The 25,379-nt window shown below is 65.7% G+C and carries 23 protein-coding genes and 1 tRNA gene; 10 read left to right on the top strand and 14 right to left on the bottom strand.

All coding sequences use genetic code 11. The features are described 5' to 3' along the window. A complete protein-coding gene (locus tag ACVILH_RS09295) occupies window positions 1-774 on the bottom strand; it encodes an EAL domain-containing protein (RefSeq protein ID WP_456712624.1) in 774 nt (257 codons plus the stop codon). 506 nt (window positions 775-1,280) lie between these two features. After that, window positions 1,281-2,252 carry a LysR family transcriptional regulator gene (locus tag ACVILH_RS09290; RefSeq protein WP_456712623.1) on the bottom strand — a complete coding sequence of 324 codons (972 nt, stop codon included), beginning with the start codon at window positions 2,250-2,252 and terminating at the stop codon, window positions 1,281-1,283. A 108-nt stretch (window positions 2,253-2,360) separates the two neighbouring features. Between ACVILH_RS09290 and ACVILH_RS09285 the strand changes: the two genes are divergently transcribed. Next, window positions 2,361-2,774: a hypothetical protein gene (locus tag ACVILH_RS09285; protein WP_456712622.1), complete on the top strand. Its 414-nt coding sequence runs from the start codon at window positions 2,361-2,363 to the stop codon at window positions 2,772-2,774. A 91-nt stretch (window positions 2,775-2,865) separates the two neighbouring features. On the opposite strand, the gene ACVILH_RS09280 is transcribed toward ACVILH_RS09285, so the two are convergent. Further along, window positions 2,866-3,069 carry an Arm DNA-binding domain-containing protein gene (locus ACVILH_RS09280; RefSeq protein WP_456716916.1) on the bottom strand — a complete coding sequence of 68 codons (204 nt, stop codon included), beginning with the start codon at window positions 3,067-3,069 and terminating at the stop codon, window positions 2,866-2,868. Further along, window positions 3,023-3,112, bottom strand: a tRNA-Ser gene (locus tag ACVILH_RS09275). The genes ACVILH_RS09280 and ACVILH_RS09275 overlap by 47 nt, the downstream gene beginning before the upstream one ends. A 224-nt stretch (window positions 3,113-3,336) precedes the next feature. On the opposite strand from ACVILH_RS09275, the gene ACVILH_RS09270 reads away from it, so the two are divergent. Next, entirely contained in the window at window positions 3,337-3,675 is a 339-nt protein-coding gene (locus tag ACVILH_RS09270) for a hypothetical protein (protein ID WP_456712621.1), read from the top strand. 37 nt (window positions 3,676-3,712) lie between these two features. On the opposite strand, the gene ACVILH_RS09265 is transcribed toward ACVILH_RS09270, so the two are convergent. From ACVILH_RS09265 to ACVILH_RS09250, 4 genes are all read right to left on the bottom strand, one after another. Next, window positions 3,713-5,176, bottom strand: coding sequence for an alpha,alpha-trehalose-phosphate synthase (UDP-forming) (locus ACVILH_RS09265; RefSeq protein ID WP_456712620.1), 1,464 nt, complete (start codon window positions 5,174-5,176; stop codon window positions 3,713-3,715). Window positions 5,177-5,409: 233 nt separating this feature from the next. Next, on the bottom strand, window positions 5,410-6,210 hold the full coding sequence (otsB, locus tag ACVILH_RS09260) for a trehalose-phosphatase (protein WP_456712619.1): 801 nt from the start codon (window positions 6,208-6,210) through the stop codon (window positions 5,410-5,412). A 3-nt stretch (window positions 6,211-6,213) separates the two neighbouring features. Next, entirely contained in the window at window positions 6,214-7,728 is a 1,515-nt protein-coding gene (locus tag ACVILH_RS09255; protein WP_456712618.1) for an MFS transporter, read from the bottom strand. A gap of 418 nt (window positions 7,729-8,146) precedes the next feature. Beyond that, window positions 8,147-10,186, bottom strand: coding sequence for a methyl-accepting chemotaxis protein (locus ACVILH_RS09250; protein WP_456712617.1), 2,040 nt, complete (start codon window positions 10,184-10,186; stop codon window positions 8,147-8,149). A gap of 310 nt (window positions 10,187-10,496) precedes the next feature. Here ACVILH_RS09250 and ACVILH_RS09245 point away from each other — a divergent pair, with 310 nt between their 5' ends. The 4 genes from ACVILH_RS09245 to ACVILH_RS09230 all read left to right on the top strand — a co-directional run bounded on the left by ACVILH_RS09245 (window position 10,497) and on the right by ACVILH_RS09230 (window position 15,541). Continuing rightward, complete coding sequence (locus ACVILH_RS09245; RefSeq protein ID WP_006612053.1) at window positions 10,497-10,982, top strand: (2Fe-2S)-binding protein; 486 nt, start codon at window positions 10,497-10,499, stop codon at window positions 10,980-10,982. Between the two features lie 105 nt (window positions 10,983-11,087). Then, entirely contained in the window at window positions 11,088-13,433 is a 2,346-nt protein-coding gene (locus ACVILH_RS09240; RefSeq protein WP_456712616.1) for a xanthine dehydrogenase family protein molybdopterin-binding subunit, read from the top strand. A 19-nt stretch (window positions 13,434-13,452) separates the two neighbouring features. After that, window positions 13,453-14,253, top strand: a complete 801-nt coding sequence (locus tag ACVILH_RS09235) for an FAD binding domain-containing protein (RefSeq protein ID WP_456712615.1) — start codon at window positions 13,453-13,455, stop codon at window positions 14,251-14,253. Window positions 14,254-14,428: 175 nt separating this feature from the next. Continuing rightward, window positions 14,429-15,541 carry a CaiB/BaiF CoA transferase family protein gene (locus tag ACVILH_RS09230; RefSeq protein WP_456712614.1) on the top strand — a complete coding sequence of 371 codons (1,113 nt, stop codon included), beginning with the start codon at window positions 14,429-14,431 and terminating at the stop codon, window positions 15,539-15,541. Window positions 15,542-15,882: 341 nt separating this feature from the next. Here ACVILH_RS09230 and hppD read toward each other — a convergent pair whose 3' ends face one another. Beyond that, entirely contained in the window at window positions 15,883-17,001 is a 1,119-nt protein-coding gene (hppD, locus tag ACVILH_RS09225) for a 4-hydroxyphenylpyruvate dioxygenase (protein WP_456712613.1), read from the bottom strand. Window positions 17,002-17,120: 119 nt separating this feature from the next. On the opposite strand from hppD, the gene ACVILH_RS09220 reads away from it, so the two are divergent. Together ACVILH_RS09220 and ACVILH_RS09215 are read left to right on the top strand one after the other, a co-directional pair. Continuing rightward, a complete protein-coding gene (locus tag ACVILH_RS09220; RefSeq protein ID WP_456712612.1) occupies window positions 17,121-17,600 on the top strand; it encodes an Lrp/AsnC family transcriptional regulator in 480 nt (159 codons plus the stop codon). Between the two features lie 88 nt (window positions 17,601-17,688). After that, window positions 17,689-18,000, top strand: a complete 312-nt coding sequence (locus tag ACVILH_RS09215; protein WP_456716915.1) for a DUF1272 domain-containing protein — start codon at window positions 17,689-17,691, stop codon at window positions 17,998-18,000. A gap of 85 nt (window positions 18,001-18,085) precedes the next feature. On the opposite strand, the gene fahA is transcribed toward ACVILH_RS09215, so the two are convergent. The 5 genes from fahA to ACVILH_RS09190 all read right to left on the bottom strand — a co-directional run bounded on the left by fahA (window position 18,086) and on the right by ACVILH_RS09190 (window position 23,724). Then, window positions 18,086-19,351 carry a fumarylacetoacetase gene (gene fahA / locus ACVILH_RS09210; RefSeq protein ID WP_456712611.1) on the bottom strand — a complete coding sequence of 422 codons (1,266 nt, stop codon included), beginning with the start codon at window positions 19,349-19,351 and terminating at the stop codon, window positions 18,086-18,088. Between the two features lie 178 nt (window positions 19,352-19,529). Continuing rightward, on the bottom strand, window positions 19,530-20,876 hold the full coding sequence (hmgA, locus tag ACVILH_RS09205; protein ID WP_456712610.1) for a homogentisate 1,2-dioxygenase: 1,347 nt from the start codon (window positions 20,874-20,876) through the stop codon (window positions 19,530-19,532). Further along, window positions 20,876-21,832: an MBL fold metallo-hydrolase gene (locus ACVILH_RS09200; RefSeq protein ID WP_456712609.1), complete on the bottom strand. Its 957-nt coding sequence runs from the start codon at window positions 21,830-21,832 to the stop codon at window positions 20,876-20,878. Before ACVILH_RS09200 ends, hmgA begins: the two co-directional genes overlap by 1 nt. A gap of 22 nt (window positions 21,833-21,854) precedes the next feature. Then, window positions 21,855-22,082, bottom strand: coding sequence for a DUF2783 domain-containing protein (locus ACVILH_RS09195; RefSeq protein WP_456712608.1), 228 nt, complete (start codon window positions 22,080-22,082; stop codon window positions 21,855-21,857). Between the two features lie 10 nt (window positions 22,083-22,092). Then, window positions 22,093-23,724 (bottom strand): FAD-dependent oxidoreductase, encoded by a 1,632-nt coding sequence (locus ACVILH_RS09190; RefSeq protein WP_456712607.1) that lies wholly within the window; start codon window positions 23,722-23,724, stop codon window positions 22,093-22,095. A 230-nt stretch (window positions 23,725-23,954) separates the two neighbouring features. Between ACVILH_RS09190 and ACVILH_RS09185 the strand changes: the two genes are divergently transcribed. Next, window positions 23,955-24,449 carry a MarR family winged helix-turn-helix transcriptional regulator gene (locus ACVILH_RS09185; RefSeq protein ID WP_456716914.1) on the top strand — a complete coding sequence of 165 codons (495 nt, stop codon included), beginning with the start codon at window positions 23,955-23,957 and terminating at the stop codon, window positions 24,447-24,449. A 364-nt stretch (window positions 24,450-24,813) separates the two neighbouring features. Next, window positions 24,814-25,299 carry a hypothetical protein gene (locus tag ACVILH_RS09180; protein ID WP_456712606.1) on the top strand — a complete coding sequence of 162 codons (486 nt, stop codon included), beginning with the start codon at window positions 24,814-24,816 and terminating at the stop codon, window positions 25,297-25,299. Window positions 25,300-25,379 lie beyond the last annotated feature (80 nt).

Raw genomic sequence — 25,379 nt, 5'->3', positions numbered from 1 at the left:
TCAGCCCACCGCCAGATCACGCGCGGGCTCTGCCAGCCACGGCACCTCGGGCAGCGCCATCAGCGCCGGCTTGGCGAAGTAATAGCCCTGGAACAGGTTGATCCCGGCCGAGCGCAGCACCGCGAGCTCCGCCGCGCTCTCGACGCCCTCGGCCAGCACCGCGATATCGAGCTGCCGCGCCATGGCGGCAACGCCCGACACGATCACCTGCTTGGCGTGATCGCGATCGATGTCGCGCAACAGCTCCATGTCGATCTTGATCAGGTTCGGCTGCAACCGCGCCAGCAGATTGAGACCGGCATAGCCGGCGCCGAAATCGTCGAGCGCGGTCCAGAAGCCGAGCTCCTTGTAGCTCTTGACGATGCGCTCGACATGGTCGGGACTCGTCATGCGCTCGTTCTCGGTGAACTCGAACATCAGGTTCTCCGACGGAAAGCTGGCGCGCTTCGCCGCCGCCAGCGATTTCTGGATGCAGGCGCGCGGCTCATAGACCGCGTTGGGCATGAAGTTGATCGACAGCCGCGCGCTGGGATCGGTGAACAGGCGGCCGGCGGTCTCGATCGCGAGCACCCGCGCCGACTGGTCGAAGCGATAGAGCTGCGCCTCGGTGAGCTGCGAGAGCACGCTGTACGCCCCCTCGCCATTCGGCCCGCGCACCAGCGCCTCGTACCCCCAGATCCTGCGCGCGTTGACATCGACGATCGGCTGAAACGCCATCTTGAACGCAAATGGCAGCTCGACCCCGTCAGCGCATCCCGCGCACGCCCCAGCCATGATCATCTCCCCGGTTGTCTCCGGAAAGATACGGGTGGGGCGTTAACAAAAGCGGAAGGATTGTGACTATGCCGGCCAGCAAGGGATGGACGGCTGGCGGAGAGAGTGTTTCAGTCAATCCGCAGTGAATCAGTATCCGCAGGACTTGAACCGAGTTGGGCTACAAGCCGCAGATCACGATGCACGAAGGGCTGTGCGCGATTCGGAAGACCCAACCGAAGTTCGCTGGTGCGAATGCCCAACAGGGCAAACACCGCACCAGCGTTGCCTCATAGCGACATTGTCAGCTCCACTCGGGGCGACTGATCGGAAGTCCTGCGGTCCTCGCCGCGAGGTTGCTGCCGAGGCGCGGCTGCACACCTCCGTACTGCCGGGGAGCGCAAATAGTCACTTCGACTCCGGGCTCGGTCACGAAGATCGACGCAGCTCATCCAACGGTCCCGGACCAGACGTCTGCTATCAATGTCGAACGAATATGCGTCCAGCTCGGATGTGCTGCTCACGTGCTAATCAGGTGCCTTCTCGCTTCTGACACGGCCGACGCCTTGTTCAGCCGAGCCGCTGAATGCAGCGGGCAGCGTGGCGAGGAACGACATCACGCGTTGCGTGCGCAGGGGCGGGCGGCGGTTGGAGGTGCGCAGCATCCAGAGAGGCTCCGCCGGTGCGCGCCAGGGCGCAAGGACCTCGACGAGCTGACCGGTGCGCAGGCCGTCGGAGACGAGCCACGCCGGTCCCCAGCCGATGCCGAACCCGTTCGCGATCAAAGCCACCGATGCGTGCGCGTCGTCGCAAATGTGCTTGGGCTTCGTCGCGACGCGAACGAGACTTTTTCCGCGCGGGTCGGCGAAGCGCCAGGTCAGGATCTGGCCGGTCGCGGGATTGCGGAAGCCGACGTGGTCATGCGCGGACAGCTCGTCGGGAGTCGAGGGCGTACCACGTGCGTCCAAATAGGCGGGCGAGGCGCAAGCAATCCAGGAGAAGGTGCAAAGCCGCCGGGCCGTATGGCCTGGTACGCGGTCGAGGGGGCCCGAGCGGATCGCGATGTCCACCCCCTCCGCTGCGAGATCGAGGATCTCATTGCGGAATTTCACTTCGATCTCGATTTCCGGCCGCTCCCGCAAGAACGCGGGCAGCCGCGGCAGGATGCAAGCGCGCGCGAACGAGGCGGACGCGGTCACGCGCACGCGTCCGCCATCGCGCGAGACTTCGCCGAGGGCGGATTGGACACGGGCGAGGCTTTCCACGAGCACGCGACCGGCCGCCATCAGCCGCTCGCCCTCTTCCGTCAGGGTCAGCGAATGGGTGGAGCGATGCAGGAGCCGCATCCCGCGTGCTCGTTCGAGGCGGGCGACCGCCTTCGACATCGCCGAGGTGGTCGTCCCCGCCCGCCGCGCGGCCTCGGCGAACGAGCCGGCCTCGACAACGCGAACCAGGGCGAGGAGACGGGAGACGTCGGGCGGCAGGGAGGTTGTGGACATTGTGTCCACATAGTCATGGCTGCGCAGTCACTACAAGGGGGCATCCCGATGCGCCAAATGGAGATCGACGGCGTGAATCCGCGCCGACGGAAAGGCCATGGAGATCCGATGAACCCCATCGAAATCACACTGCAAGCCCTCGACGCCGCAGAGCGCGTGCTTCCTCCCGGACAGCCGGTCTACATGCTCAATCTGCTGCGCTACCGCGTGCATGCGCACTATGAGGACGGATTCGACGCCACGCCCTGCTCTGGTCGAGAAGCCTTCCACGAACGCTACCGGCCGGCATTTCGGCGTCTCGCAGCTGGCAAGCCGCTTGCGCGGATCTTTTCCGGACCGGTCCTGGCTCACCTGGTCGGCGCGCACGGCGAACGCTGGGACGAGGCGGCGATCAACGAATACGGTGACTTCGCCACCTTCCGCTCGATCGTCGACACCGAGATCTACCGGCGCGAGGCGGCCCCGCATCGCCACGCTGCGCTCGAGGATTTCCGGTTGCTCGCCCTCGTCAAGGACATGTGAGCGCATCAAGACGGCAACGAGCCGGTCGGGTGATGCCGCGGAGGGACTTGCTGGACGTCGCCCGGCGAACTTGAACCAGAAGGCGGGACGTTCAGGCCGGGTTCGCGACCGCGGCCCTCGCTTGGGCAAGCCCGACCAAGGGGTACGAACCGAGCAAGAGCAGCTTCTCCCTGCCATCAACCTCGTATCGGAAGCGCCAGAGCTTGCCGCCTGCCGGGCAGGTTTTGGGAATGCCTGGGATGAGGTGCTGGCGGAGAGAGTGGGATTCGAACCCACGGTACGGTTTCCCGCACACACGCTTTCCAAGCGTGCGCCTTAAGCCACTCGGCCATCTCTCCGGAGGCCCTCTCTTGGCGGGGTCGGGGGCGTTTTGCAAGCGGGGCGGAGGCATCCGGGCCAAATTTCCCCCAAATGGCTGATAAAAATCACCAATCCGGCTGCACCGGGGCCCGATCCGCGTCGTTCGCAAGGCTGGCCACGACCGGGTGAACCCGCCTCCGCTGTGCCGCGACCACTGATTTGCGCCGCCGCGCCCGATCGACCGCTCCTCGAAGGACCTGCCATGCCGTTGTCTGCCCCTGCCCGCCTCGCCCTGATCCTCACTGCCGTGCTCGGCGGCGCCGGCGCGGCCCAGGCCGATCAGTGCACGCGGCAGGGTGTCGACGTGACCTGCGACGACGGCCGCAAGGGGATTTGGCAAGGGGATGCGATCCTGTGGCCTGATGGCACCAAGTCCAGCCTGAAGCCGCACCCGTCGGTGATCGTCGGCAACAAGGCCTCGGTCGTGGTCGGCCCCGGCGTGTTCGTGGGCCAGGGCAACGGCATGGTGCCGATGGACAATCCGAGCTCGCCGAACAAGCTACGCTGCGCCGTGCTCGACGGCGTGTCCTATTGCCACTGAGCCAATGAAGGCGCTCGCGGGCGCCTTCGGCGATCGCTCAGTGATATCTGGCGCTCGACGAGGCCAGACGGCTGGTGAGGAATCCCGCCGGCGCCGCCGGCAGAGGCTCGATCTCGGCGGCCTCCTGGCTGCCGTCGTCCTGCAGCGCGTCGAGGAAGTCGGCGAACCATTGCTGGATCGAATGGCGGCGAAGCTTGGTCATCAGGATCTCGTAGCGCATCCGCCGCTCGTTGAGCGGCATCGCCAGCGCCATCGCGATGGTGCGCGCCATGCCGTCGATATCGTGCGGATTGACCAGGAGCGCGGCATCGAGCTCGTTGGCGGCGCCGGCGAATTTTGACAGCACCAGCACGCCGGGATCGACCGGGCTTTGCGCGGCGACATATTCCTTGGCGACGAGATTCATGCCGTCATGCAGCGGCGTGACGACGCCGACCTGCGCGCTGCGATAGAGCCCCGCCAGCACGCTCTGGCCATAGCCCTTGTTGAGATAGCGGATCGGCGTCCAGTCGACCTCGCCGTGACGGCCATTGACCTCGCTGACGAGGCGCGCAACCTCGCTCTGCAGATGGCCATAGGCCTCGATCGATTCACGCGACGGAGTGGCGATCTGCAACAGCGATGCGGCCCGCAGCAGGGTGGGATGGACCGTCCACATCCGGTCGAAGGCATTGATGCGGTTGACGAGGCCCTTCGAATAATCGAGCCGGTCGACGCCGATGGCGAGCTTCTCGCCGTGCAGGCTGCGGCGCAGCCGCGAGACATCGGGATGCGAGGCGGCCTTTGCGGCCTGCTGCGCGAACTTGTCGGCATCGATGCCGATCGGAAACACCGCAAGACGCGTGCGGCCATGCACCGACCTCACCACGCCGTCGCGCACGTGCAGGCCGAGATCGGCGCGGACGCAGGCGGTGAAGTTGTCGCGATCGTCCTCGGTCTGGAAGCCGATCAGGTCATAGGCGAGCATCGCGGTGACGAGATCACGGTGATTCGGCACGCTGTCGATGACGCTGCGCGCGGGCCAGGGCGTATGCAGGAAGAAGCCGACCGGGCTCTTTACCCCCAGCGCGCGGAGCTCCGCGCCGAGCGACAGGAAGTGGTAGTCCTGGATCCAGAACAGCGTGTCGGGCTTGTGGAACCGCAGCAGCGCGCGGGCGACGAAGGCGTTGACCTCGCGATAGGAGGTGTAGTCGTCGTTCGAGACGCTGATCAGGTCGCTGCGCGAATGCAGCGCGGGCCACAGCGCCGAATTGGCGAAGCCTTCATAATAGCCGGCATAATGCGCGGCCGGCAGATCCAGCAGCGCCAGCGCACCCTGGCCGAGCTGCTCGATCTGCGCGATCGGTTCCGTCTGCGCACCATCGCGCACACGCCCCGAGGAACCCACCCAGACTGCCCCTGAATTCTCCACAACGGGCAGCAGAGCTGCCGCAAGTCCGCCGGTCATTGGCTCGTTGGCTTTGCCACGGGCCACCCGATTCGAAACCACGACGAGGTTCACAGCTCCCCTCCTGCTGGTCATGTCGGTTAACAACCGTTCATCAATATGGTTCCGGGCCACCCTTTCAACCAATTGAAACCAAATTCAGGCAGCGGCGCGGTGTAATCACAGCGCGGCGCAAGTCAGAGCATTTCTAATCAAAAGCAGCAGAGAATGACTGCGAACGCCACGCAGATGGAACTAACAGCGGAACTACCAACCCGCCCGCTTGATGTGCGACACATCCTGTTAGTTCAGCGTCCGGCGAGCCGCGCGAGGAAGGCACGCACGTCGTCCGGCGCATCGAAATGTCCGTCGACGCCGAACGCCCGCCGTCCCACCGAGAACGACAGGCCGGCAAAATCGGGCATGATCGCGAACACCGATTCGTCCGTGACGTCGTCGCCGATGAAGAACGGCTTGCGCCCCTTGAACGGCGCGTGACGCATCAACTCGCGCACGCCGCTCGCCTTGGTGAAGCCGGCCGGCTTGATCTCGCACACGCATTTGCCGGGCAGCACCTCGATCGGCGCCTCCGGCAGCTCGGCGCGGATGCGGGATACTTCGTCGTAGATCGCCTGCTCCGCCTGCGGCGCGAGGCGATAATGCAAGGCCAGTGAGTAGCCCTTGTCCTCGAGCAGAATGCCCTGGCTGAGCTTGGCGATCGCCGCCAGCCTGCGCTTCAGCTCCTTGTCGAGCGGCGGTGCCTTGACCGCGTCGGCCTCGCTGCCGCCGGCGAGCCGCATCTCCGCGCCATGGCCGCCGACGGCAGGATAGACGTCCGGCGCGAAGATGAGGTCGATATCGTTGAGCGAGCGGCCGGACACCAGAGCGAGCGCGCCTGACGTTCGCTGCATCAAGGTCTTCAACGTCTCGGCCAAGCCCGGCGGCACCCATACCTCGCGCGGCGTAGGCGCCAGATCGAGCAGGGTGCCGTCGATGTCGAGCAGGATGGCGACCTCGCGTAGATGCGGCACCAGGCTCGCCGGCGCCGGCACGATCTCCGCCGGCTGGGAGGCGCCGGGCGCGATCAGATCGGAATTCTCGGACATCATCACCTACTCCATCACGGCCAGCGGGCGCGCGACCTGCTCGAGCGATTTGCGCTCGGCCGCGATCGCATAGCGCCAGGCGACCAAGGCAGCGACCAGCATCAGGCCGGCGCCAAACAGATAGCCGGCAAACACCGCTCCGCGCGCGCCGCTGTCGAGCAATGCGCCGAATAGCGCAGGTCCGGCGACGCCGCCAATGCCGGTGCCGATGGCATAGAACAATGCGATCGCGAGCGCACGCACTTCGAGCGGGAAATTCTCCGACACCGTGAGATAGGCAGCGCTCGCTGCCGGCGACGCGAAGAAGAAGATCACCATCCAGGCCGCGGTCTGGGTCTGCGCGCTCAACACGCCGATCGAGAACAGATAGCCGGTCAATGCCAGCAGCACGCCGGAGACGCCGTAGGTGAAGGTGATCATCGCGCGGCGTCCGAGCGTGTCAAAAAGACGGCCGAGCAGCAGCGGCCCGAGCACGTTGCCGGCGGCAAAAGGCAGGATGTACCAGCCGACATGGTCGGACTTGATGCCGTAAAAATCGGTCAGCACCAGCGCGAAGGTGAAGAAGATGGCGTTGTAGAAGAACGCCTGCGCGATCATCAAGGTGAGGCCGACGAGCGAGCGCTGCCTGTAGGCTGAGAGCAGCGTGCGAGCGACCTCGCCGAGCGGCGTGTGGTCGCGCATGCGCAGGCGGATCTTCGGCAGCGATCTGGCGCGCTCCTCATGATCGTGCCCGGTGACGTCGCGTTCGATGGCGACGACGATGTCATGCGCCTGCTCGGGATGGCCGTGGATCATCAGCCAGCGCGGGCTTTCGGGGATCCACATCCGCATGATCAGCACGACGAGACCGAGGCAGGCGCCGATGCCATAAGCGAGCCGCCAGCCGACATCGGGGCCGGCGAAGGCAGGATCGAGCAGCACGATGGCGCCGACGGCGCCTAATGCGGCTCCGAGCCAGAAGCTGCCGTTGATCAAGAGATCGGTCCAGCCGCGATAGCGCGCTGGCACCAGCTCCTGGATGGTGGAGTTGATCGCGGTGTATTCGCCGCCGATGCCGGCGCCGGTGAGAAAACGAAACAGCGCGTAGGTCGCGACATTCCAGGACAGCGCGGTGGCGGCGGTCGCGGAGAGATAGAGCGCGAGCGTGATGAAGAAGAGTTTGCGGCGGCCGATACGGTCGGTGAGCCAACCGAAGCCGAGCGCGCCGATGACGGCGCCGGCGAGATAGGCGCTGTTGGCAAGCCCGATGTCGAGATTGGAGAAGTGCAGGCTCGGGCTCTGCTTGAGCGCGCCGGAGAGCGCGCCAGCGAGCGTGACTTCGAGACCGTCGAGCACCCAGGTGATGCCGAGCGCCAGGACCACGCGTGTATGGAAAGTACTCCAGCGGAGATCGTCGAGCCGGGCTGGAATATTGGTCTCGATGACGCGGTCATCGTCGGGCCGAGGCGCGCGCGTGACTTCGCCGGACGGCTCCGATGTGATGACGCGAAGATGGGGGAACGATGCCTGCCGGGGTGCCATGGAATCCCACTGCGACGGCGCGGGCCGCACCGCATGCTAGACCGGAGAGGATGAAGCAAATGCGGCAGCGAAGGTTTGCCGCTGCGACCCAACGTCCCGGTCGGCGGGGGGTTCCCGGCAGCAGGTGAGGGAACTCAGAAGCGTCAGCGGCTTCGTCGGCGTCCGCTCAGTGACCAAGTCGATCGTGAGCCGGGATGGCGCCTTTCACTCAGCCGTCGTCCCGGGCAAGCGAGCAAAGCGAGCGCGACCCGGGATCCATACCGCGTGATGCCGAGTTGGGGCACTCGATCAGTACCGTCCGCCTCACATCCGCCGCGGCGTATGGATCCCGGCGTTCGCCGGGATGACAGCGGAGGATTGGGCGGCGAGCTCGCGACGTAGCTGCCGGCCGCGAAAAAGGAGCCTGGCGCCGCCCGCCTTACGCCGCGCGAATATTCGCCATGAAGCGGTTGAGCTCCTCGCGCAACCTTGCGCTCTCCGACGACAGCGACTGGGCCGAGCGCAGCACTTCTTCCGAGGCTTCGCCGGTCTGCGTCGCGCCGCGATTGACCTGGGTGATGTCGGTCGCGGCAGCCTGCGTGCCGGCGGCGACGCTCTGCACGTTCCTGGCGATCTCCTGCGTCGCCCCGCCCTGCTGCTCGACCGCGGTCGCGATCGACGAGGCGATGGTCGAGATCTGGCGGATCGTGCCGCCGATCTGCTTGATCGCCGCCACCGACTCCTGCGTGGCGGCCTGCATGCCGGAGATGTGGTTGGAGATGTCGTCGGTTGCCTTGGCGGTCTGCTCGGCCAGCGACTTCACTTCGGAGGCGACGACCGCGAAGCCGCGGCCGGCATCGCCGGCGCGGGCCGCCTCGATGGTCGCGTTCAGTGCGAGCAGATTGGTCTGCTCGGCGATTGCAGTGATCAGCTTGACGACGTCGCCGATCTCCTGCGCGGCGCGAGACAGCTTGCCGATGCGCCCGTCGGTCTCCTCGGCCTGCATGACGGCGGACTCGGCGATCCGGTTGGACTCGCGCACCTGGCGGCCGATCTCGTTGACCGACGCGGACAGCTCATCGGTTGCGCTCGCCACCGACTGGATGCGGCCGGTGGCCTGGTCGGAGGTGCCGCTGACGCGGCTCGCCAGCGACTGCGTCGTCTCGGCGGTGCGCGTCAGGGTCGAGGCGGCATGCTCGAGCTGCTGCGCCGAGCTCGACACGTTGGACACGATCGAGCCGACCGCGGATTCGAACTCGTCGGCGAAGCGGATCAGCTCCGCCCGGCGCGCCGCGCCGGCGGCCTTGTTCTGGGCGTCCTGCGACGCCGCATCGCGCTCCGCCTTGGCGACCGCCTGCACCTTGAACTCCTCGACGGCCGCGGCCATCTCGCCGATCTCGTCGCTGCGGCCCAGCCCCGGCAGGCGGACATCGAACTGGCCCGAGGCGAGCTCGCGCATCGCCTTGCACATCGCAATCATCGGCTTGGAGATGCCGTTGCCGAGCATCAGCGCGAGCGCCGCGCCGAGCGCGAGGCCGCCGACGGCCAGGATCGCGATCAGCCGCTCGATCTCGCCGATGGTGGCATTGGTGGACGCCTCGATGCGCTGCTGATCGGCAGCCAGATCGGACCTCAGCCCATTCGAGAGCGCGAGGATCTCCGTGGCCGCGCTACCCATGTCCTGCACCAGCTTCGCCAGCGCCTTGGAATTGTCAGAGAACTTGATGAAGGCGGCGCGGTACTGCTTGATGAGATCGCCGAGCTCGGTGACGCGCTGCGTGACCTTCTCGTCATTGGCGTAGATCGTGACCAGGGAGGTCTCGAGGAATCGCGTCCGGGCAATGGCGCCGTCGGCCGTCTTGGGATCCGGCTTGGCGAGGTAGGTGCCGACCAGCGCCGAGGCGGTCAGATACTGGCCGGTCAGATCCTTGGCCGTGGTCTGAACCGTCGGAAGACCGGCCAACGCCGCGGTGTCCGCCAGATCATCGAACTTGAAGCGGATCTTGTTGCCGATGATCCCGATCTGATCGGTCGCCAGCTTGGCGTTGTCCCGGGTCAAGGCGACGATGTCGGAGAAGATCTTGGCGAAGGTCTGAAACTGCGCCTGCAATTTGCCGAGCTGGGCGCGGCGATCGGCCGCGCTGGTCGCGGCCATCGACTTGTCGATGGCGGCCTGCAACGACTGCTGGGCTGCGGTGGCGGCCGCCTCGTCCTCGGGCTTGCCGGTCAGGGCGAAGTAGCGGGCAAGCGCCTGGTAGGACACCAGCTCGCGGTCGATGTTGCGGGCGGCGTCGGCCTCGGCCACGCTGCCGCGATAGGTGGCCACCGCGCCGGCGACCCGCTCGAAGCCGAGATAAGAGAAGCCGATGCTGGCAGCCGAGATCGCCAACACGACGGCAAAGCCGAGCACGATCTTGCCACGAAACCGCAGGGTCAGAAAATTGGCACGCCGCGACTGCGGCGCAAATTGCGCAGACATTCCCACCCCCGACAGCTCATTCTTTATCTTGGCCCAAAGCGGCCCGCCCGGCGGCACGCACCGAAGCGTGATCAAAACTACGTCACATTGGCTAAGGCGCGGTAAATGGTGGCACCGGCATACAGCCGGAAGATGCAGCGGGGTGGCGGCCAATTGGTCGCGGGCGCCTCACCCGGCAGGCCAGATGCGACCGATTCGTCATGGCCGCGCGCAAGACGTCGCAATGACATCTCAGACGAAAATTCGAGTTGCAAAGTCCTGAGGGCGCTGTTTCTAATCAGAATAAGAATAATTCATCGGGAGGTTACTCGTGTCGACAGTCAAACTGACAGTGAACGGCAAGGCGGTCTCGGCTGAGGTCGAGGATCGCACCCTGCTCGTGAACCTGTTGCGGGATCATCTCAATCTCACCGGCACCCATGTCGGCTGCGACACCAGCCAATGCGGCGCCTGCGTCGTCCATATCGACGGCCGGGCCGTGAAATCCTGCACCGTGCTCGCCGGCCAGGCCGCCGGGTCCAACGTCACCACCATCGAAGGCATCGCCAAGGGCGACGAGCTGCATCCGATGCAGGCGGCGTTCCGCGACAATCACGGCCTGCAATGCGGCTATTGCACGCCGGGCATGATCATGTCGGCGATCGATATTGTGCATCGCCACGGAGGCCACCTCGACGAGGCCACGGTGCGCGAGGAGCTGGAAGGCAACATCTGCCGCTGCACCGGCTATCACAACATCGTTAAGGCCGTGCTCGATGCCGCGGGCCGGATGAAGGTCGCCCAGGCCGCCGAATAATAGAGGCTGCCGTCGGCTTCGACACCATCAATCAATACCGAGACCACGACCGCTGCGCGCGCTAGCCGCGGCGGGACAACAAACTCCGGTAGGGGAGAGATCCGCATGGGTATGGAAGGCATTGGCGCAAGCGTCGTCCGCAAGGAGGACAAGCGTTTCATCACCGGCAAGGGCCGGTATGTCGACGACATCAAGCTGGTGGGCATGACCTATGCCCATTTCATCCGCAGCCCCCACGCCCACGCCAAGGTCAAGAGCATCGACGCCTCGGCCGCGGAGGCGATGCCGGGCGTGGTCGCGGTGCTGACCGGCAAGCAGATCGTGGACGACAAGGTCGGCAATCTGATCTGCGGCTGGGCCATCACCTCCAAGGACGGCTCGCCGATGAAGATGGGCGCATGGCCGGCGATGGCGCCGGAGACCGTGCGCTTCGTCGGCCAGGCCGTCGCGGTCGTGATCGCCGACAGCAAGAACCTCGCGCGTGACGCCGCCGAAGCGGTGGTCGTCGAGTACGAGGAGCTGCCGGCGGTCGCCGACATGCCCTCGGCGCTGAAGCCCGGCGCGCCGCAGCTTCACCCTGAAGCGCCCGGGAACGTCGTCTATGACTGGCATATCGGCGACGAAGCCGCCGTTAGCGCCGCCTTCTCCAAGGCCGCGCACGTCGTCAGCCTCGAGCTGACCAACAACCGGCTGGCGCCGAACGCCATGGAGCCGCGCGCGGCGCTCGCCGACTATGACGCCGCCGAGGAGCATTTCACGCTCTACACGACCTCGCAGAACCCGCATGTCGCCCGTCTCGTGCTGTCGGCGTTCTACAATATCGCGCCGGAGCATAAGCTGCGCGTGATCGCGCCCGACGTCGGCGGCGGCTTCGGCTCCAAGATCTTCATCTATCCGGAAGAGATGGTGGCGCTGTGGGCCTCGAAGAAGGTCGGCCGTCCCGTCAAGTGGACCGGCGACCGCACCGAGGCGTTCCTCACCGACGCGCACGGCCGCGACCATATCTCCAAGGCCGAGATGGCGTTCGACGCCGACCACAAGATGCTGGGCCTGCGGGTCAAGACCCACGCCAATTTCGGCGCCTACATGTCGCTGTTCTCATCGTCGGTGCCGACCTATCTGTACGCGACCCTGCTGTCGGGCCAGTACAATATCCCGGCGATCTATGCCGAGGTGATGGGCGTCTACACCAACACCACGCCGGTCGATGCTTACAGAGGCGCAGGACGTCCCGAGGCGAGCTATCTGCTGGAGCGGCTGGTCGAGACCGCGGCGCGGCAGTTCAAGATGGATCCGGCGGAGCTGCGGCGGAAGAACTTCATCACCCAGTTCCCGCACCAGACCCCGGTGATCATGGCCTACGACACCGGCGACTTCAACGCATCCCTCGACGCGGCGATGAAGGCGATCGACTATGCGGGCTTCCCGGCGCGCAAGGAGGCCGCCAAGGCGCAGGGCAAGCTGCGCGGCATCGGCCTGTCCTGCTACATCGAGGCCTGCGGCATCGCGCCGTCGAAGGCGGTCGGCAGCTTGGGTGCCGGTGTCGGCCTATGGGAATCGGCCGAGATCCGCGTCAACCCGGTCGGCACCATCGAGGTGCTTACGGGATCGCACAGCCACGGCCAGGGCCACGAGACCACCTTCTGCCAGCTGATCGCCGACCGCCTGGGCGTGCCGATCAGCCAGGTCTCGATCGTCCATGGCGATACCGACAAGGTGCAGTTCGGCATGGGCACCTACGGCTCGCGCTCGGCCGCCGTCGGTCTCACCGCGATCCTGAAGGCGATGGAGAAGGTCGAGGCCAAGGCCAAGAAGATCGCAGCGCACGCGCTGGAGGCATCCGAAGGCGACATCGTCATCGAGAACGGCGAGTTCAAGGTGACCGGCACCGACAAGTCGATCGCGCTGCCGATGGTCGCGCTGGCCGCCTACACCGCGCACAATCTGCCGGACGGCATGGAGCCCGGATTGAAGGAGAGTGCCTTCTACGATCCGACCAACTTCACCTTCCCGGCCGGCACCTACATCTGCGAGCTCGAGGTCGACCAGGCCACCGGCAAGACGTCGTTCGTCAACTTTGTCGCCGCGGACGACTTCGGCCGGCTGATCAACCCGATGATCGTGGAGGGCCAAGTGCACGGCGGTCTCGTCCAGGGCATCGGCCAGGCGCTGCTGGAGCATGCCGTCTATGACGGCAACGGCCAGCCGGTCACCGCGTCCTTCATGGACTACGCGATGCCCAGGGCCGACGACGTGCCGTCGTTCAAGCTGAGCCACACCACCACGCTCTGCCCGGGCAATCCGCTCGGCGTGAAGGGCTGCGGCGAGGCCGGCGCGATCGGTGCCTCCGCGGCCGTGATCAACGCGATCACGGATGCGATCGGCAACAACAAGCTCGAAATGCCGGCGACCCCGGACTGCGTCTGGCACGCGATCCACGGCAACGCCTGATCGAACGGGAGGAGCAACCATGTACGAGACGACCTATCATCGCGCCTCCTCGGTCGACGAGGCCGCGGCGCTGTTCTCCAAAGGCAGCGAGGCGAAGTTCCTTGCCGGTGGTCACACTCTGATCCCGGTCATGAAGCAGCGCCTTGCCTCGCCGTCCGATGTCATCGACATCGGCAAGATCAAGGACCTGATCGGCGTGCAGCTCTCGGGCGACACGCTCACAATCAAGGCGGCGACGACCTACTACGACATCATGACCAATGCGGATGTGAAGAAGGCGATCCCCGCGATCGCCCATCTCACCTCGGTGCTGGGCGATCCCGCCGTGCGCGCCCGCGGCACGATCGGCGGCTCGATCGCCAACAACGATCCGGCCGCGGATTTTCCCGCAGCGCTGGTCTCGCTCGGCGCGACCGTGAAGACCAACAAGCGGTCGATCTCGGCGGATGATTTCTTCAAGGGCCTGTTCACGACGGCGCTCGAAGACGGCGAGATCATCACCGAGGTGTCGTTCCCGGTGCCGGAGAAGGCCGGCTACGCCAAGATGCGCCACCCGGCGTCGCGCTTCGCGCTGACCGGCGTGTTCGTCACCAGGACCAAGGCCGGTGACGTCCGCGTCGCGGCCACCGGCGCCTCGCAGAGCGGCGTGATGCGGGTGTCGGCGATCGAGGCGGCGCTGAAGTCGAACTGGTCGGCGTCGGCGATCGACAGCGTCAACGTGTCGGCGAGCGGCCTGCTCAGCGACATCCACGGCTCGGCCGATTACCGCGCCAATCTGGTGAAGGTGATGGCGCAGCGCGCGGTGCAAGCCGCGGGCTGAGGCTGCCGCGCGGATCATTCCGCGCAACGGCACGACAAATTCCACGGCGCGCAGCAATGCGCGCCGTTTTGCTTTGCGGCATACGGCGCGCTTGCGTTGGCTTGATGCACGCGGGACAATCGAGGGATCAGGAAACGCAAGCAACAAGACGCGCAACGCCCAAGGACATAACGACGTGCTCGACAAGACCGCCCCCCACAACCAGACCCGCGCCACCGGCCCGCTCGCAGGCTTCCGCATTGTCGAATTCGCCGGCATCGGACCTGGACCGTTCGCCTGCATGCTGCTGGCAGACATGGGCGCGGAGGTGGTGACGCTGGATCGTGTCGGTGCGCGGAAGAACATGAAGTCCGTCGCGGGCCGCGGCCGCAAGGTGATCGAGCTCGATCTGAAGAACAAGGCCGTCATCGCGGAAGTGCTCGACCTACTCGCCGGCGCCGACGCGCTGATCGAGGGCTTCCGTCCCGGCGTGATGGAGCGTCTCGGGCTCGGCCCCGATGTCGTGCTCGCGCGCAATCCAAAGCTGGTCTATGGCCGCATGACCGGCTGGGGCCAGGAAGGACCACTGGCGCAGGCCGCCGGTCACGACATCAACTACATCTCGATCACCGGTGCCCTCGCCGCGATCGGGCCGAAGGAGCGCCCGGTACCGCCGCTCAACCTGGTCGGCGATTTCGGCGGCGGCGCGCTGTATCTCGTGGTCGGTGTGCTCGCCGCGCTGCTGGAGGCGTCGAAGTCCGGCAAGGGCCAGGTCGTGGACACCGCAATGTGTGACGGCGCGGCATCGCTACTGGCGATGTTCTTCGACCTCACCGCGATGGGCCGCTGGAGCGAGGGACGCGAGCGCAACTTCCTCGACGGCGGCGCGCATTTCTACGGCGTCTACGAATGCGCCTGCGGCAACTTCATCTCGATCGGCTCGATCGAGCCGCAGTTCTACGCCCTGCTGCGCCAGCACGCCGACCTCAGCGATCCCGCCTTCGACGCGCAGATGGATCCGCGCGCGTGGCCGGCGCTGAAGGAGAAGCTGGTTTCCGTGTTCAAGAGCAAGACTCGCGAGGAGTGGTGCGCGATCATGGAAGGCACCGACATCTGCTTCGCACCGGTGCTGACCATGTCGGAGGCCCCGAAGCACGCCCACATGGCCGCGCGCGGCGTCTTCGTCGAGCGCCATGGCGTGACCCAGCCGGCGCCAGCGCCGCGATTCTCGCGGACGCCGTCGAATATCAGGGAGCCGGAGGCCGCGGAGATCGGGGCGCTCGCGAGCGCTTGGAAGGTGGGGCGGTAAGCTCAGCATCGCGGGCGCACGGGCCACCCACACCCACGCCGCGACCATCCAATCGGTATGAGTTGGCGACGCTCGCGCCTCAAACTCGGTGTCATCCCGGCGCACGCCGGGATCCATAGCCACCGGCCGGCGTGAGGCGAAGATTGTCTGCCATCGTGCCCTCCTGAGACATCACGCGGTATGGGTCCCGGCGTTCGCCGGGACGACACTGCTTGTGGGGCAGCAGCGTGTCTCCAAGCACACCGTCATTGCGAGCGAAGCGACGCAATCCAGGGGCCGGGGCGGGACTCTGGATTGCTTCGTCGCTTTGCTCCTCGCAATGACGGGCAAACCGACTCTTCCTACTCCGCCGCCTCGACCTTCAGCACGCCGCGACGGATCTGGTCTTCCTCGATCGATTCGAACAGCGCCTTGAAGTTCCCTTCGCCAAAGCCGTCGTCACCCTTGCGCTGGATGAACTCGAAGAAGATCGGGCCGATCGCGTTGGCGGAGAAGATCTGCAACAGCACCTTGGTCTGGCCGCCATCGACGACGCCCTCGCCGTCGATCAGGATGCCGTTGCGCTTCAGCCGCGAGACGTCCTCGCCGTGCTTCGGCAGCCTGTGATCGATGCGCTCGAAATAGGTGTCGGGCGGCGACGGCATGAACGGCAGGCCTGAGGCGCGCAGCCCCTCGACGGTCGCATAGATATCGCGCGCGCCACAGGCGATGTGCTGGATGCCTTCGCCGCGATAGGTCTTGAGATATTCCTCGATCTGCCCGGCATCGCCGGCATCCTCGTTGATCGGAATCCGGATCTTGCCATCGGGGCTGGTCAGCGCGCGCGAGAACAGGCCGGAGGCGCGACCCTCAATGTCGAAGAAGCGGATCTGCCGGAAGTTGAACAGTTTTTCGTAGAATCCCGCCCACACGTTCATGCGGCCGCGATGCACGTTGTGGGTCAAATGATCGATGTAGTAGAGGCCCGAGCCCGCGGGACGCGGATCGCGCGCGCCGATCCAGTCGAATTCGAGATCATAGGCCGAGCCCTTAGGCCCGTAGCGATCGACCAGATACAGCAGGCTGCCGCCGATGCCCTTGAGTGCGGAGACGTCGAGCGTCTTCTGGGCCGCCGGCAGATCGGCGGGCTCGGCGCCGAGCGCAATCGCCCGCGCATAGGCCTTCTCAGCGTCGACGACGCGGAACGCCATCGACGGCGCGCAGGGGCCGTGTGCGGCGACGAAGTCGTGGCCGTGGCTGCCGGGCTCCTCGTTGACGAGGTAGTTGATGTCACCCTGGCGATAGAGCGTGATCGCCTTGGTCTTGTGCCGGGCGACCGCCGCGAAGCCCATCAGCTTGAACAGGGCATGCAGCTCGCCGGCGTCGGGATGGGCATATTCGACGAACTCGAAGCCATCCGTGCCCATCGGATTGTCGGCCGAGATCGTGGCAGGCGGCGCATCGTGCGGAAACGGACCCATGGCAAGCTCCTTGGCTGACTTGCGCTCATGATCTCCCGGATATGGCGCATGGAGCATGCAAACGGTTGTCATTTTCGCGCCGATATGCACGATCTGTGCGTCCCACAAGGAATTGGCGCATGATTTCTGTCGACAGCTTCGATCTGAAGATCCTCTCCGCCCTCCAGGACGATGGCCGGCTGACCAACCAGGAGCTCGCCGACCTCGCCGGGCTCTCCGCCTCGCAATGCTCGCGGCGGCGGATGCGGCTGGAGGAGGACGGTGTCATCGCCGGCTACCGCGCGCAGCTCGCCAGCCAGGCGCTCGGCTTCGAGCTGATCGCGTTTATCCAGATCACCTTGGCGACGCATTCGCCGGACAACGCCCAGAAGTTTCGAGCACTGGTCAACCGGGTCGACGACATCCAGGAGGCCTACGCGCTCACCGGCGACTCCGACTATCTGCTGAAGGTCGTGCTGCGCGACCTCAAGAGCCTCTCGGACATCGTCAACAATGTGCTGATGCCGCATCAGAGCGTCGCGCATGTGCGCTCCTCGATCGTGCTCGACCGGCTGAAGGAGAGCGCGAAGCTGCCGCTGGCGGCGCTGCCGTCCGGCTGACGGCGTGGCGGAAATCGAGGGAACTTCGGCATTCAACTGGGACTTGGCGTTTGCGACACTCGACTCATTGAAGGTTTGCGAGGCGACCATGGCGCTGCAGCTTCGGCCCAATTGCGAGTTCTGCGACAAGGACCTCCCGCCGTCCGCGACGGACGCGCGGATCTGTTCGTATGAATGCACCTTCTGCGCTGACTGTGTGGAAACGAAGCTCTCCAACGTCTGCCCGAACTGCGGCCGCGGCTTTGCGCCGCGGCCGATCCGGCCGGCGCGGGAGTGGCGGCCGGGTGTCTGCGCGGTGAAACAGGTGCCGTCGGACAAGCGCGTCCATCTGAAGTTTACGGCCGAAGAGATCGCTGCATTTGTGGCTGGCGTGAAAGATGTCGCGCCAGAGAATCGCTGATCTCTCTGTTCGTCGTTGCGAGCGCAGCGAAGCAATCCAGAGTCCCGCGCAGCCCTGGATTGCTTCGCTGCGCTCGCAATGACGCCTACTCGGCCGCAGCGATCGTGCCCTCCACTTCGCCGAAGCCGATTCGATAGCCCTGCCCTTGACACCAGCCGCGTATCACCAGCGAATCGCCATCCTCCAGGAACGAGCGCTTCGTGCCGCCTGCAAGTTCGACCGGCTCGGCGCCGTTCCAGCTGATTTCCAGCAGGCTGCCGCGCTGATGGGTCTCGGGGCCGGAGATGGTGCCGCTGCCGAGGAGATCGCCGACGCTCATGGCGCAGCCTGATGACGCGTGGTGCATCAGCTGCTGGACGCTCGACCAATACATGTATTTGAAGTTGGTCTGCGAGATCGTCTGTGCGGCAGCGCCGGCGCTCAATGACACCTCGAGAGCGAGGTCGTAGTTCTGCGCTTTCTTCTGCTGCAGATAGGGCAGCGGCGTCGGATCCTGCGCCGGTCCGGCCACGCGGAACGGCTCCAGCGCCTCGCGCGTCACCACCCACGGGCTGATCGAGGTCACGAACGCCTTGGACTGGAACGGGCCGAGCGGGACGTACTCCCATTGCTGGATGTCGCGCGCGCTCCAGTCGTTGAGCAGCACGAAGCCGAAGATCATCGCTTCAGCCTGTGCTTCCGTCAGCATCTCACCGAGCTGCGAGGGCTGACCGATGACGACGCCCATCTCCAATTCGAAATCGAGCCGCTTGCACGGGCCGAAGCTGGGCACGTCGGCACTCGGCGGCTTGAGTTGGCCGCGTGGCCGGCGCACCCTGGTGCCGGAGACGACGACGGTCGAGGCGCGGCCGTTGTAGCCGATCGGCATGTGCAGCCAGTTCGGCTGCAGCGCGTTGTCCTTGCCGCGGAACATCACGCCGACATTGGTGGCGTGCTCCTTCGACGAATAGAAGTCGGTGTAGCCGGCGACCTGGAACGGCAGGTGCAACGTGACGTCCGCGCGCCGCAGCAGCGCCCGGCTGCGCAGCGGCTTGTCGTCGCGCAGCCGCGGATTGTCATCGCGTAAGAGCGCGCTGATCGCGGCGCGGGTCTTCGACCAGACGGCGGGGCCGAGCGCCATGAAGGCGTTAAGCGAGGGTTGGGCGAACACCTCATAGGCGGGTGCGAGATCGAGCAGACCCTCGTCCTCCAGCACGGCGAGATCGAGCACGAAGTCGCCTATGGCGACGCCGACGCGCGGCTTCGGTGAGTCCGCTGCCGAGAACACGCCGTAGGGCAGGTTCTGGATCGGGAAGTCGGACGATGGGTCGACCGGGATGAAGGAGCGGAGCGAGGGATCGTTGGGGTGCATGACGACTGGCTAGCCTGATTGCGAACCACCCTCCCCTGGAGGGGGAGGGTCGATTGCGAATGGAATGAGCAATCGGGGTGGGGTGGTGTGGGTATGGAGAGAGACACCCCACCCCGGCTCACATTTCGCGTTGCTCAATGTGAGCCGACCCTCCCCCTCCAGGGGAGGGTGAAGAGGGCTACGGCCGGTTCGGATCGAAGCGCTTCTCCAAACCATTCCAGCAATCGGCGTAGTCCGGCTGCAGCGTGCCGGACTCCGCGGCGTGCTTGGTGATCCGTTGCGGAAAGCGGGTCTCGAACATGAAGGCCATGGTGCCCGTCAGCTTGACCGGCTTCAGCTCGCCATTGCTGGCGTGGTCGAACGCCTCGCGGTCGGGGCCGTGCGGCAGCATGCAATTGTGCAGGCTCATGCCGCCCGGCACAAAACCCTGCGGCTTGGCGTCGTAGACGCCGTAGATCAGGCCCATGAACTCCGACATGATGTTCATGTGATACCATGGCGGGCGGAAGGTGTTGTCGGCCACCATCCAGCGCTCGGGGAAGATCACGAAGTCGATATTGGCGGTGCCCGCGGTCTCCGACGGCGAGGTCAGCACGGTGAAGATCGACGGATCGGGGTGGTCGAAGCCAATGGCGCCGACCGGGGAGAAGGTGCGGAGGTCGTATTTATACGGCGCGTAGTTGCCGTGCCAGGCGACGACGTCGATCGGCGAATGCTTCAGCTCGGTCTTGAACAGCGCGCCGCCCCACTTCACGAAGAGCTCGGTCGGCGTGTCCTTGTCCTCGTAGGACGCAACGGGCGTGAGGAAGTCGCGGGCATTGGCGAGGCAGTTGGCGCCGATCGGGCCGCGCTCCGGCAAAGTGAAGGCGCCGCCATAGTTCTCGCAGAGATAGCCGCGCGCCGGTCCCGCCGGAATCTCGACGCGGAATTTCACGCCGCGCGGGATCACGACGATCTCGCCCGGCTCGGCATCGATGCGGCCGAACTCGGTGACGAACAACAGGCGTCCCTGCTGCAGCACGAACATCAGCTCGCCGTCGGCATCGTAGAAGTGCTGGTCGACCATCGACTTCGTGATGACATAGACATGCGTCGCCATGCCCGCCTGCGTCGCGGCGTCGCCCGCCGTCGTCATGGTCTGCACGCCCTGCAGGAATGTCACCTCGCCCGACGGGATCGGCGTCGGATCCCAGCGCAACTGCTGCACCGTGATCCCCTGCTCGTGGCAGGGCGCGGTGCGCCACAAGCCAGCATCAACTTTCGTGAAGCGACCGGAGTGCTTCACCGAGGGGCGGATGCGATACAGCCAGGAGCGCTCGTTGGAGCCGCGCGGCGCGGTGAATGGCGAGCCGGAGAGCTGTTCGGCATAGAGCCCGTAGGCGCAGCGCTGCGGCGAGTTGCGCCCGATCGGCAGCGCGCCAGGCAGCGCCTCGGTCTCGAAGGAATTACCGAAGCCGGACATGTAGCCCGGCGTGACCTGCCCGGTCGCGCGGCTGAGCTGGTCAGGCGATGTGTTGATGTTCATCATCCTTCTCCTTGCAGGCGGGCCCACATCTCGCGGTCGCGCTCGGCGGTCCAGATCACGGGATCGTCGATGCCGCTGGCTTCGTCATAGGCGCGCGACACGTTGAACGGCAGGCAGTGCTCGTAGATCGCGAAGCTCGAGAACTTCGGATCCATCACCTCGCGCGTCGCCGCCATCGACTCCTTGAGACTGCGGCCCTTGGCGACGGACAGCTCGGCCGCACCATACAGCGACGAGACGAAGTCGCGGGTCATCGCGATCGCCTCGCGCACGGTGGCCTCGCCCTTCAGCGCGTCGCCGCGGCCCGGAGCGATGGCCTTCGGATTGAAGTCGCGGATCTCGTTGAGCGTCGACGGCCATTCGCGCAAGTACGCGTCACCGCAATAGCAGGCCGAGTGGTACTCGATGAGATCGCCGGAGAACATCACCTCGGCGTCCGGCACCCAGGCGACGATGTCGCCGGAGGTGTGGCCGGCGCCAAGCTGGATCAGTTGCACCTCGCGCTTGCCAAGATGGATCGTCATCTCGCCTTCGAAAGTCAGCGTCGGCCAGGTCAGGCCGGGAATGCTCTCGGCGTCCTGGAAAAGCCGCGGGAAGCGGCCGTACTCGGAATCCCAATCCTGCTGGCCGCGCTCGACGATCAGCCGGTGCGTCTCCTGCGAGGCGACGATTCCTTCCGCATGATAAGCCGAGGCGCCGAGCACGCGGACGGCGTGGTAATGCGACAGCACGACATATTTGATCGGCTTGTCGGTGACCGTCTTGACGCGCTCGATCACCTTGTTCGCCATCGCCGGCGTCGCCTGCGCGTCGAACACGATGCAGCCATCATCGCCGACGATCACGGCCGAGTTCGGATCGCCTTCCGCCGTGAAGGCATAGAGGTCGGGGCCGATCTCGGAGAAGGTGATCTTCTTCTCGGCCATGTCAGTGGTGGATGCGAAACCCTTCGCCATCAGTTCATTCCCTTGTCGGCAGCTATTGCTGCTGTTGTTGCTGTTGCTGGCTCGCGTCGATCATGCGCCGCTTGGCGAGCGTGATCGCCTCGCGCAACACGGTGATGTCGCCGATGTGATTGGCGAGGATCAGGACCAGCGCCGCATCGAGATCGGCGCTTTCGAGATCGGAGAGTCCGCGATGCGCCTCGACGATGGCGCGGAAGGCGTCATCGGGCTTGGCGAAGTTGGACGCGGTGGAGAGGGCCATCATCACCTCCTTAGCTCAGGCCGGAGGCGCGCGCCACGGCGGCCGCGATGTCGGCTCGCGATGCATGCCGGAAGCGCGCCGCGACGTAGCCGTCCGGGCGCAGCAGATAGGATGTGCCAGGCTCGGCGCCGTAACGCCTCCCTGCGAAGCCCTCGGTGTCTGCAAAGCCGTCGCCGCCGATCCGGATGACGCCGACATCGTCGGGCGCGTCGGTAGCCTCGCCATTGGCGAAGGACAGCATGGTGAAGCGCCGGCCCTGGGCATTGAACGCATCGGTGAGATGAAGCTGCCGTCCGTCCGCCGCGGTCAGCGGCGCATCGAGCAGCGAGGTTCCGGGACAAGGACCGTCCGTCCAGGGCTCGGCATCCACGCTCGACAGGGGCGTTTCGTAGACCGACGGCACCGAGAGCCGGCCGCCATTGACCATGCGCTTGCCGAACTCGGTCTCCTTGGCGAGCGACAGCACAATCTTGCGCAGCCGCGCCTCCTGGTGCGAGTTCGGCGCCATGAAATCGGTTGCCCGAGTCGACTCGCGGATGTTCTCGTCGGCCGCCGCGCTGCGCTCGAGGTGATAGGTCTCCAGCAGCCGCGCAGGCGACGTGCCGCGCAGCACGCGATCGAGCTTCCAGGCGAGGTTCTCGGCGTCCTCCAACCCGGAGTTGGCGCCACGCGCGCCGAACGGCGACACTTGATGCGCGGAATCGCCGGCGAAGATCACGCGGCCATGGATGAAACGGTCCATGCGCCGACACTGGAATTTGTACAGCGAGATCCATTCGAATTCGAACTGGTCGTGGCCGAGCATGCGGGCGATGCGCGGCCGCACGGTCTCCGGCTGCTTCTCGACGGCCGGATCAGCAAAGCGGCTGAGCTGCAGATCGATGCGCCAGACGTCGTCGGGCTGGCGATGCAGCAGCGCCGAGCGTCCCGCATGGAACGGCGGATCGAACCAGAACCAGCGCTCGGTCGGAAACGCGGCGGTCATCTTGACGTCGGCGATCAGGAACTGATCCTCGAACACCTTCCCGGAGAAGCCGGCGCCGACCATTTGCCGGAGCGACGAGCGCGCGCCGTCGCAGGCGATGACGTATTGCGCCGCCAGCCGATACGGACCATCCGGCGTCTCGATCGTCAGCACCGCGTGATCGTTGCGCTGCTCCAGCGCCGTGACCTTGTTGCGCCAGCGCAGCGAGACCGCAGGCAACTCGTTGACGCGGTCAACCAGATAGGCCTCGGCATAGAACTGCTGCAGGTTGATGAAGGCCGGGCGCTTGTGCCCGGGCTCCGGCAGCAGGTTGAACTGATAGAGCTCCGACGGGCCGTGGAAGATGCGGCCGACATTCCACACCACGCCCTTGTCGACCATGCGGTCGCCGACGCCGAGCCGGTCCCAATAATCCAGCGAGCGCTTGGAAAAGCAGATCGCGCGCGAGCCCTCGCCGATGCGGTCGGCGTCATCGAGCACGACGACGGCATGGCCGCGCTGCGCGAGATCGATCGCGAATGACAGGCCGACCGGGCCGGCACCGACCACGACGACCGGATGCTCAGCCGGAGCGGCCTGATCCTGATCGCGGTGGCGATGATAGCCGAATTGAACTTTTGCCTGACTTGTGCCCTGCCCCGGATTGGCTTGCACCATGGCGCGTCTGCCCTGCTCGTTGCGTCGCTTGGGTTGATCGTTCGATCTTTTGACATTTCCTCGGATGAGGCTGACCGGCCATCTTGCCAGATAGTCTCATCTGCAACTATTCTACACCGGACGGCCTCGGCGGCGTCAACTCAAAAAATCGGAGTGCCAGCGTGACGAACCCATCACCTGCGGACACCCGGCGTCCGGCGAAATCGGCCACGGACGGGCGGCATGCCGCAGTGCCGCAGGAGGCGGAGCGGCAGCGGCTCGACCTGTTCAAATTCGCGCCGTTCCGGCTCAATCGTCTGGCGGCGGAGGTGAGCGCGGCGCTCGCCAGCGAATATCGCGAGCGCTACGGGCTGGACATCCCGGAATGGCGCGTGCTGGCCACGCTCGGCTTCCGCCGCGACGCCTGCAGCGCGCAATATGTCGCGGCCTGTACGCGGACGCATAAATCCACGATCAGCCGCGCCGTGACGTCGCTTCTGGAGCGGCGGCTGATCGAGCGCGTCGAGAATGCCGACGACCGCCGCGAATTCCGGCTGCGGCTGACGCGCAAGGGCAAGACGCTGTATGAGGAGCTGATCCCGCGGCTGCAGCAGCGCGAGCGCGAGATCATGGCGTGCCTGTCGGCGGAGGAGCGCAATGTGTTCGACCGGCTGATCGGCAAGATCGAGGCGAGCCTGGATCTGATCCAGACGAGCGAAGAGGCGGACGCGAAGCAGGCGTATTAGTTGACGATTCGTAGTTGGCGCTTCGCCGTGCTCTCTCCTCGCGCGCGGTCGTTCCCCCCTTGTGGGGGAGACCTAGGGAGGGGGGTGGCCACACCCACCGACCCCTGGGTTACCCCCCTCCCCAACCCTCCCCCACAAGGGGGGAGGGAGCCTCGAGAGCTTGCCCTCCTGACGAGGACGAAGCCGGATCGAGCGTGAGCACTTAGTTTGGGGTAAGATGCCTACAGCCTTCCAAGACCACCCAACCGAGTTGCTCGACGGACGGACTCTTGAACGCGGAAAGCATCGACGTGGCAATGACGGGATGACGATCTCGAACAACAGAACGAGACAGTGCGGTGATTGCACGCTGTGCTGCAAAATCATGGAGATCGAGCAGCTTGCCAAGCCGGCGCAGGCATGGTGTCCGCATTGCGCGCCACGACAGGGCTGCACGATCTATCAAAGCCGCCCGGCTGAATGCGTCGACTTCAGCTGCCTCTGGCTGCTGAACGACCGGCTCGACGAGCGATGGAAGCCGAGCAGGGCGAAGATCGTCCTGACGACGTCGGACGACGGCATCGAAGTCCGCTGCGATCCGAGCTTCGCGGACGCATGGCGCCGGGCACCCTACGAGGCGCAGATCCGAGAATGGGCACGCGCTGGTGAAGCGAACGACGTGACCGTCATCGTCGTCATCGGCCGCCGGGTGATCCTTGTCGGGCCGGACCAGGACTTCGATGTCGGCGAGCTCGACGCCGACGAGCGGATCGTGCGCGAACTCGAAGGCACGCGTGTCATTGCTGCGCGTGTGGAGAAGGCGGCTGAGCCCCGATCCTCGCCCCTTCCGAGGTGTAGGAACGAAGGGTAACCACACCCACCGTCCCCTGGGCTACCCCCTTCCACAAGCCTCCCCTACAAGGGGGGAGGGAGCCTGGAGAGGTTGCCCTC

Source organism: Bradyrhizobium sp. USDA 4353, assembly GCF_054063215.1.
Note: the sequence above shows the minus strand (reverse complement) of the source record. Positions and strands in the feature narration are given on the sequence as shown.

What these genes read in the sequence shown, in the direction of transcription:
- ACVILH_RS09295 (WP_456712624.1), bottom strand. Translation starts at nt 774, where the DNA reads ATGGCTGGGGCGTGCGCGGGATGCGCTGACGGGGTCGAGCTGCCATTT.
- ACVILH_RS09290 (WP_456712623.1), bottom strand. Translation starts at nt 2,252, where the DNA reads ATGTCCACAACCTCCCTGCCGCCCGACGTCTCCCGTCTCCTCGCCCTG.
- ACVILH_RS09285 (WP_456712622.1), top strand. Translation starts at nt 2,361, where the DNA reads ATGAACCCCATCGAAATCACACTGCAAGCCCTCGACGCCGCAGAGCGC.
- ACVILH_RS09270 (WP_456712621.1), top strand. Translation starts at nt 3,337, where the DNA reads ATGCCGTTGTCTGCCCCTGCCCGCCTCGCCCTGATCCTCACTGCCGTG.
- otsB (WP_456712619.1), bottom strand. Translation starts at nt 6,210, where the DNA reads ATGATGTCCGAGAATTCCGATCTGATCGCGCCCGGCGCCTCCCAGCCG.
- ACVILH_RS09255 (WP_456712618.1), bottom strand. Translation starts at nt 7,728, where the DNA reads ATGGCACCCCGGCAGGCATCGTTCCCCCATCTTCGCGTCATCACATCG.
- ACVILH_RS09250 (WP_456712617.1), bottom strand. Translation starts at nt 10,186, where the DNA reads ATGTCTGCGCAATTTGCGCCGCAGTCGCGGCGTGCCAATTTTCTGACC.
- ACVILH_RS09240 (WP_456712616.1), top strand. Translation starts at nt 11,088, where the DNA reads ATGGGTATGGAAGGCATTGGCGCAAGCGTCGTCCGCAAGGAGGACAAG.
- ACVILH_RS09235 (WP_456712615.1), top strand. Translation starts at nt 13,453, where the DNA reads ATGTACGAGACGACCTATCATCGCGCCTCCTCGGTCGACGAGGCCGCG.
- hppD (WP_456712613.1), bottom strand. Translation starts at nt 17,001, where the DNA reads ATGGGTCCGTTTCCGCACGATGCGCCGCCTGCCACGATCTCGGCCGAC.
- ACVILH_RS09220 (WP_456712612.1), top strand. Translation starts at nt 17,121, where the DNA reads ATGATTTCTGTCGACAGCTTCGATCTGAAGATCCTCTCCGCCCTCCAG.
- ACVILH_RS09215 (WP_456716915.1), top strand. Translation starts at nt 17,689, where the DNA reads ATGGCGCTGCAGCTTCGGCCCAATTGCGAGTTCTGCGACAAGGACCTC.
- fahA (WP_456712611.1), bottom strand. Translation starts at nt 19,351, where the DNA reads ATGCACCCCAACGATCCCTCGCTCCGCTCCTTCATCCCGGTCGACCCA.
- hmgA (WP_456712610.1), bottom strand. Translation starts at nt 20,876, where the DNA reads ATGAACATCAACACATCGCCTGACCAGCTCAGCCGCGCGACCGGGCAG.
- ACVILH_RS09200 (WP_456712609.1), bottom strand. Translation starts at nt 21,832, where the DNA reads ATGGCGAAGGGTTTCGCATCCACCACTGACATGGCCGAGAAGAAGATC.
- ACVILH_RS09195 (WP_456712608.1), bottom strand. Translation starts at nt 22,082, where the DNA reads ATGGCCCTCTCCACCGCGTCCAACTTCGCCAAGCCCGATGACGCCTTC.
- ACVILH_RS09190 (WP_456712607.1), bottom strand. Translation starts at nt 23,724, where the DNA reads ATGGTGCAAGCCAATCCGGGGCAGGGCACAAGTCAGGCAAAAGTTCAA.
- ACVILH_RS09180 (WP_456712606.1), top strand. Translation starts at nt 24,814, where the DNA reads ATGGAGATCGAGCAGCTTGCCAAGCCGGCGCAGGCATGGTGTCCGCAT.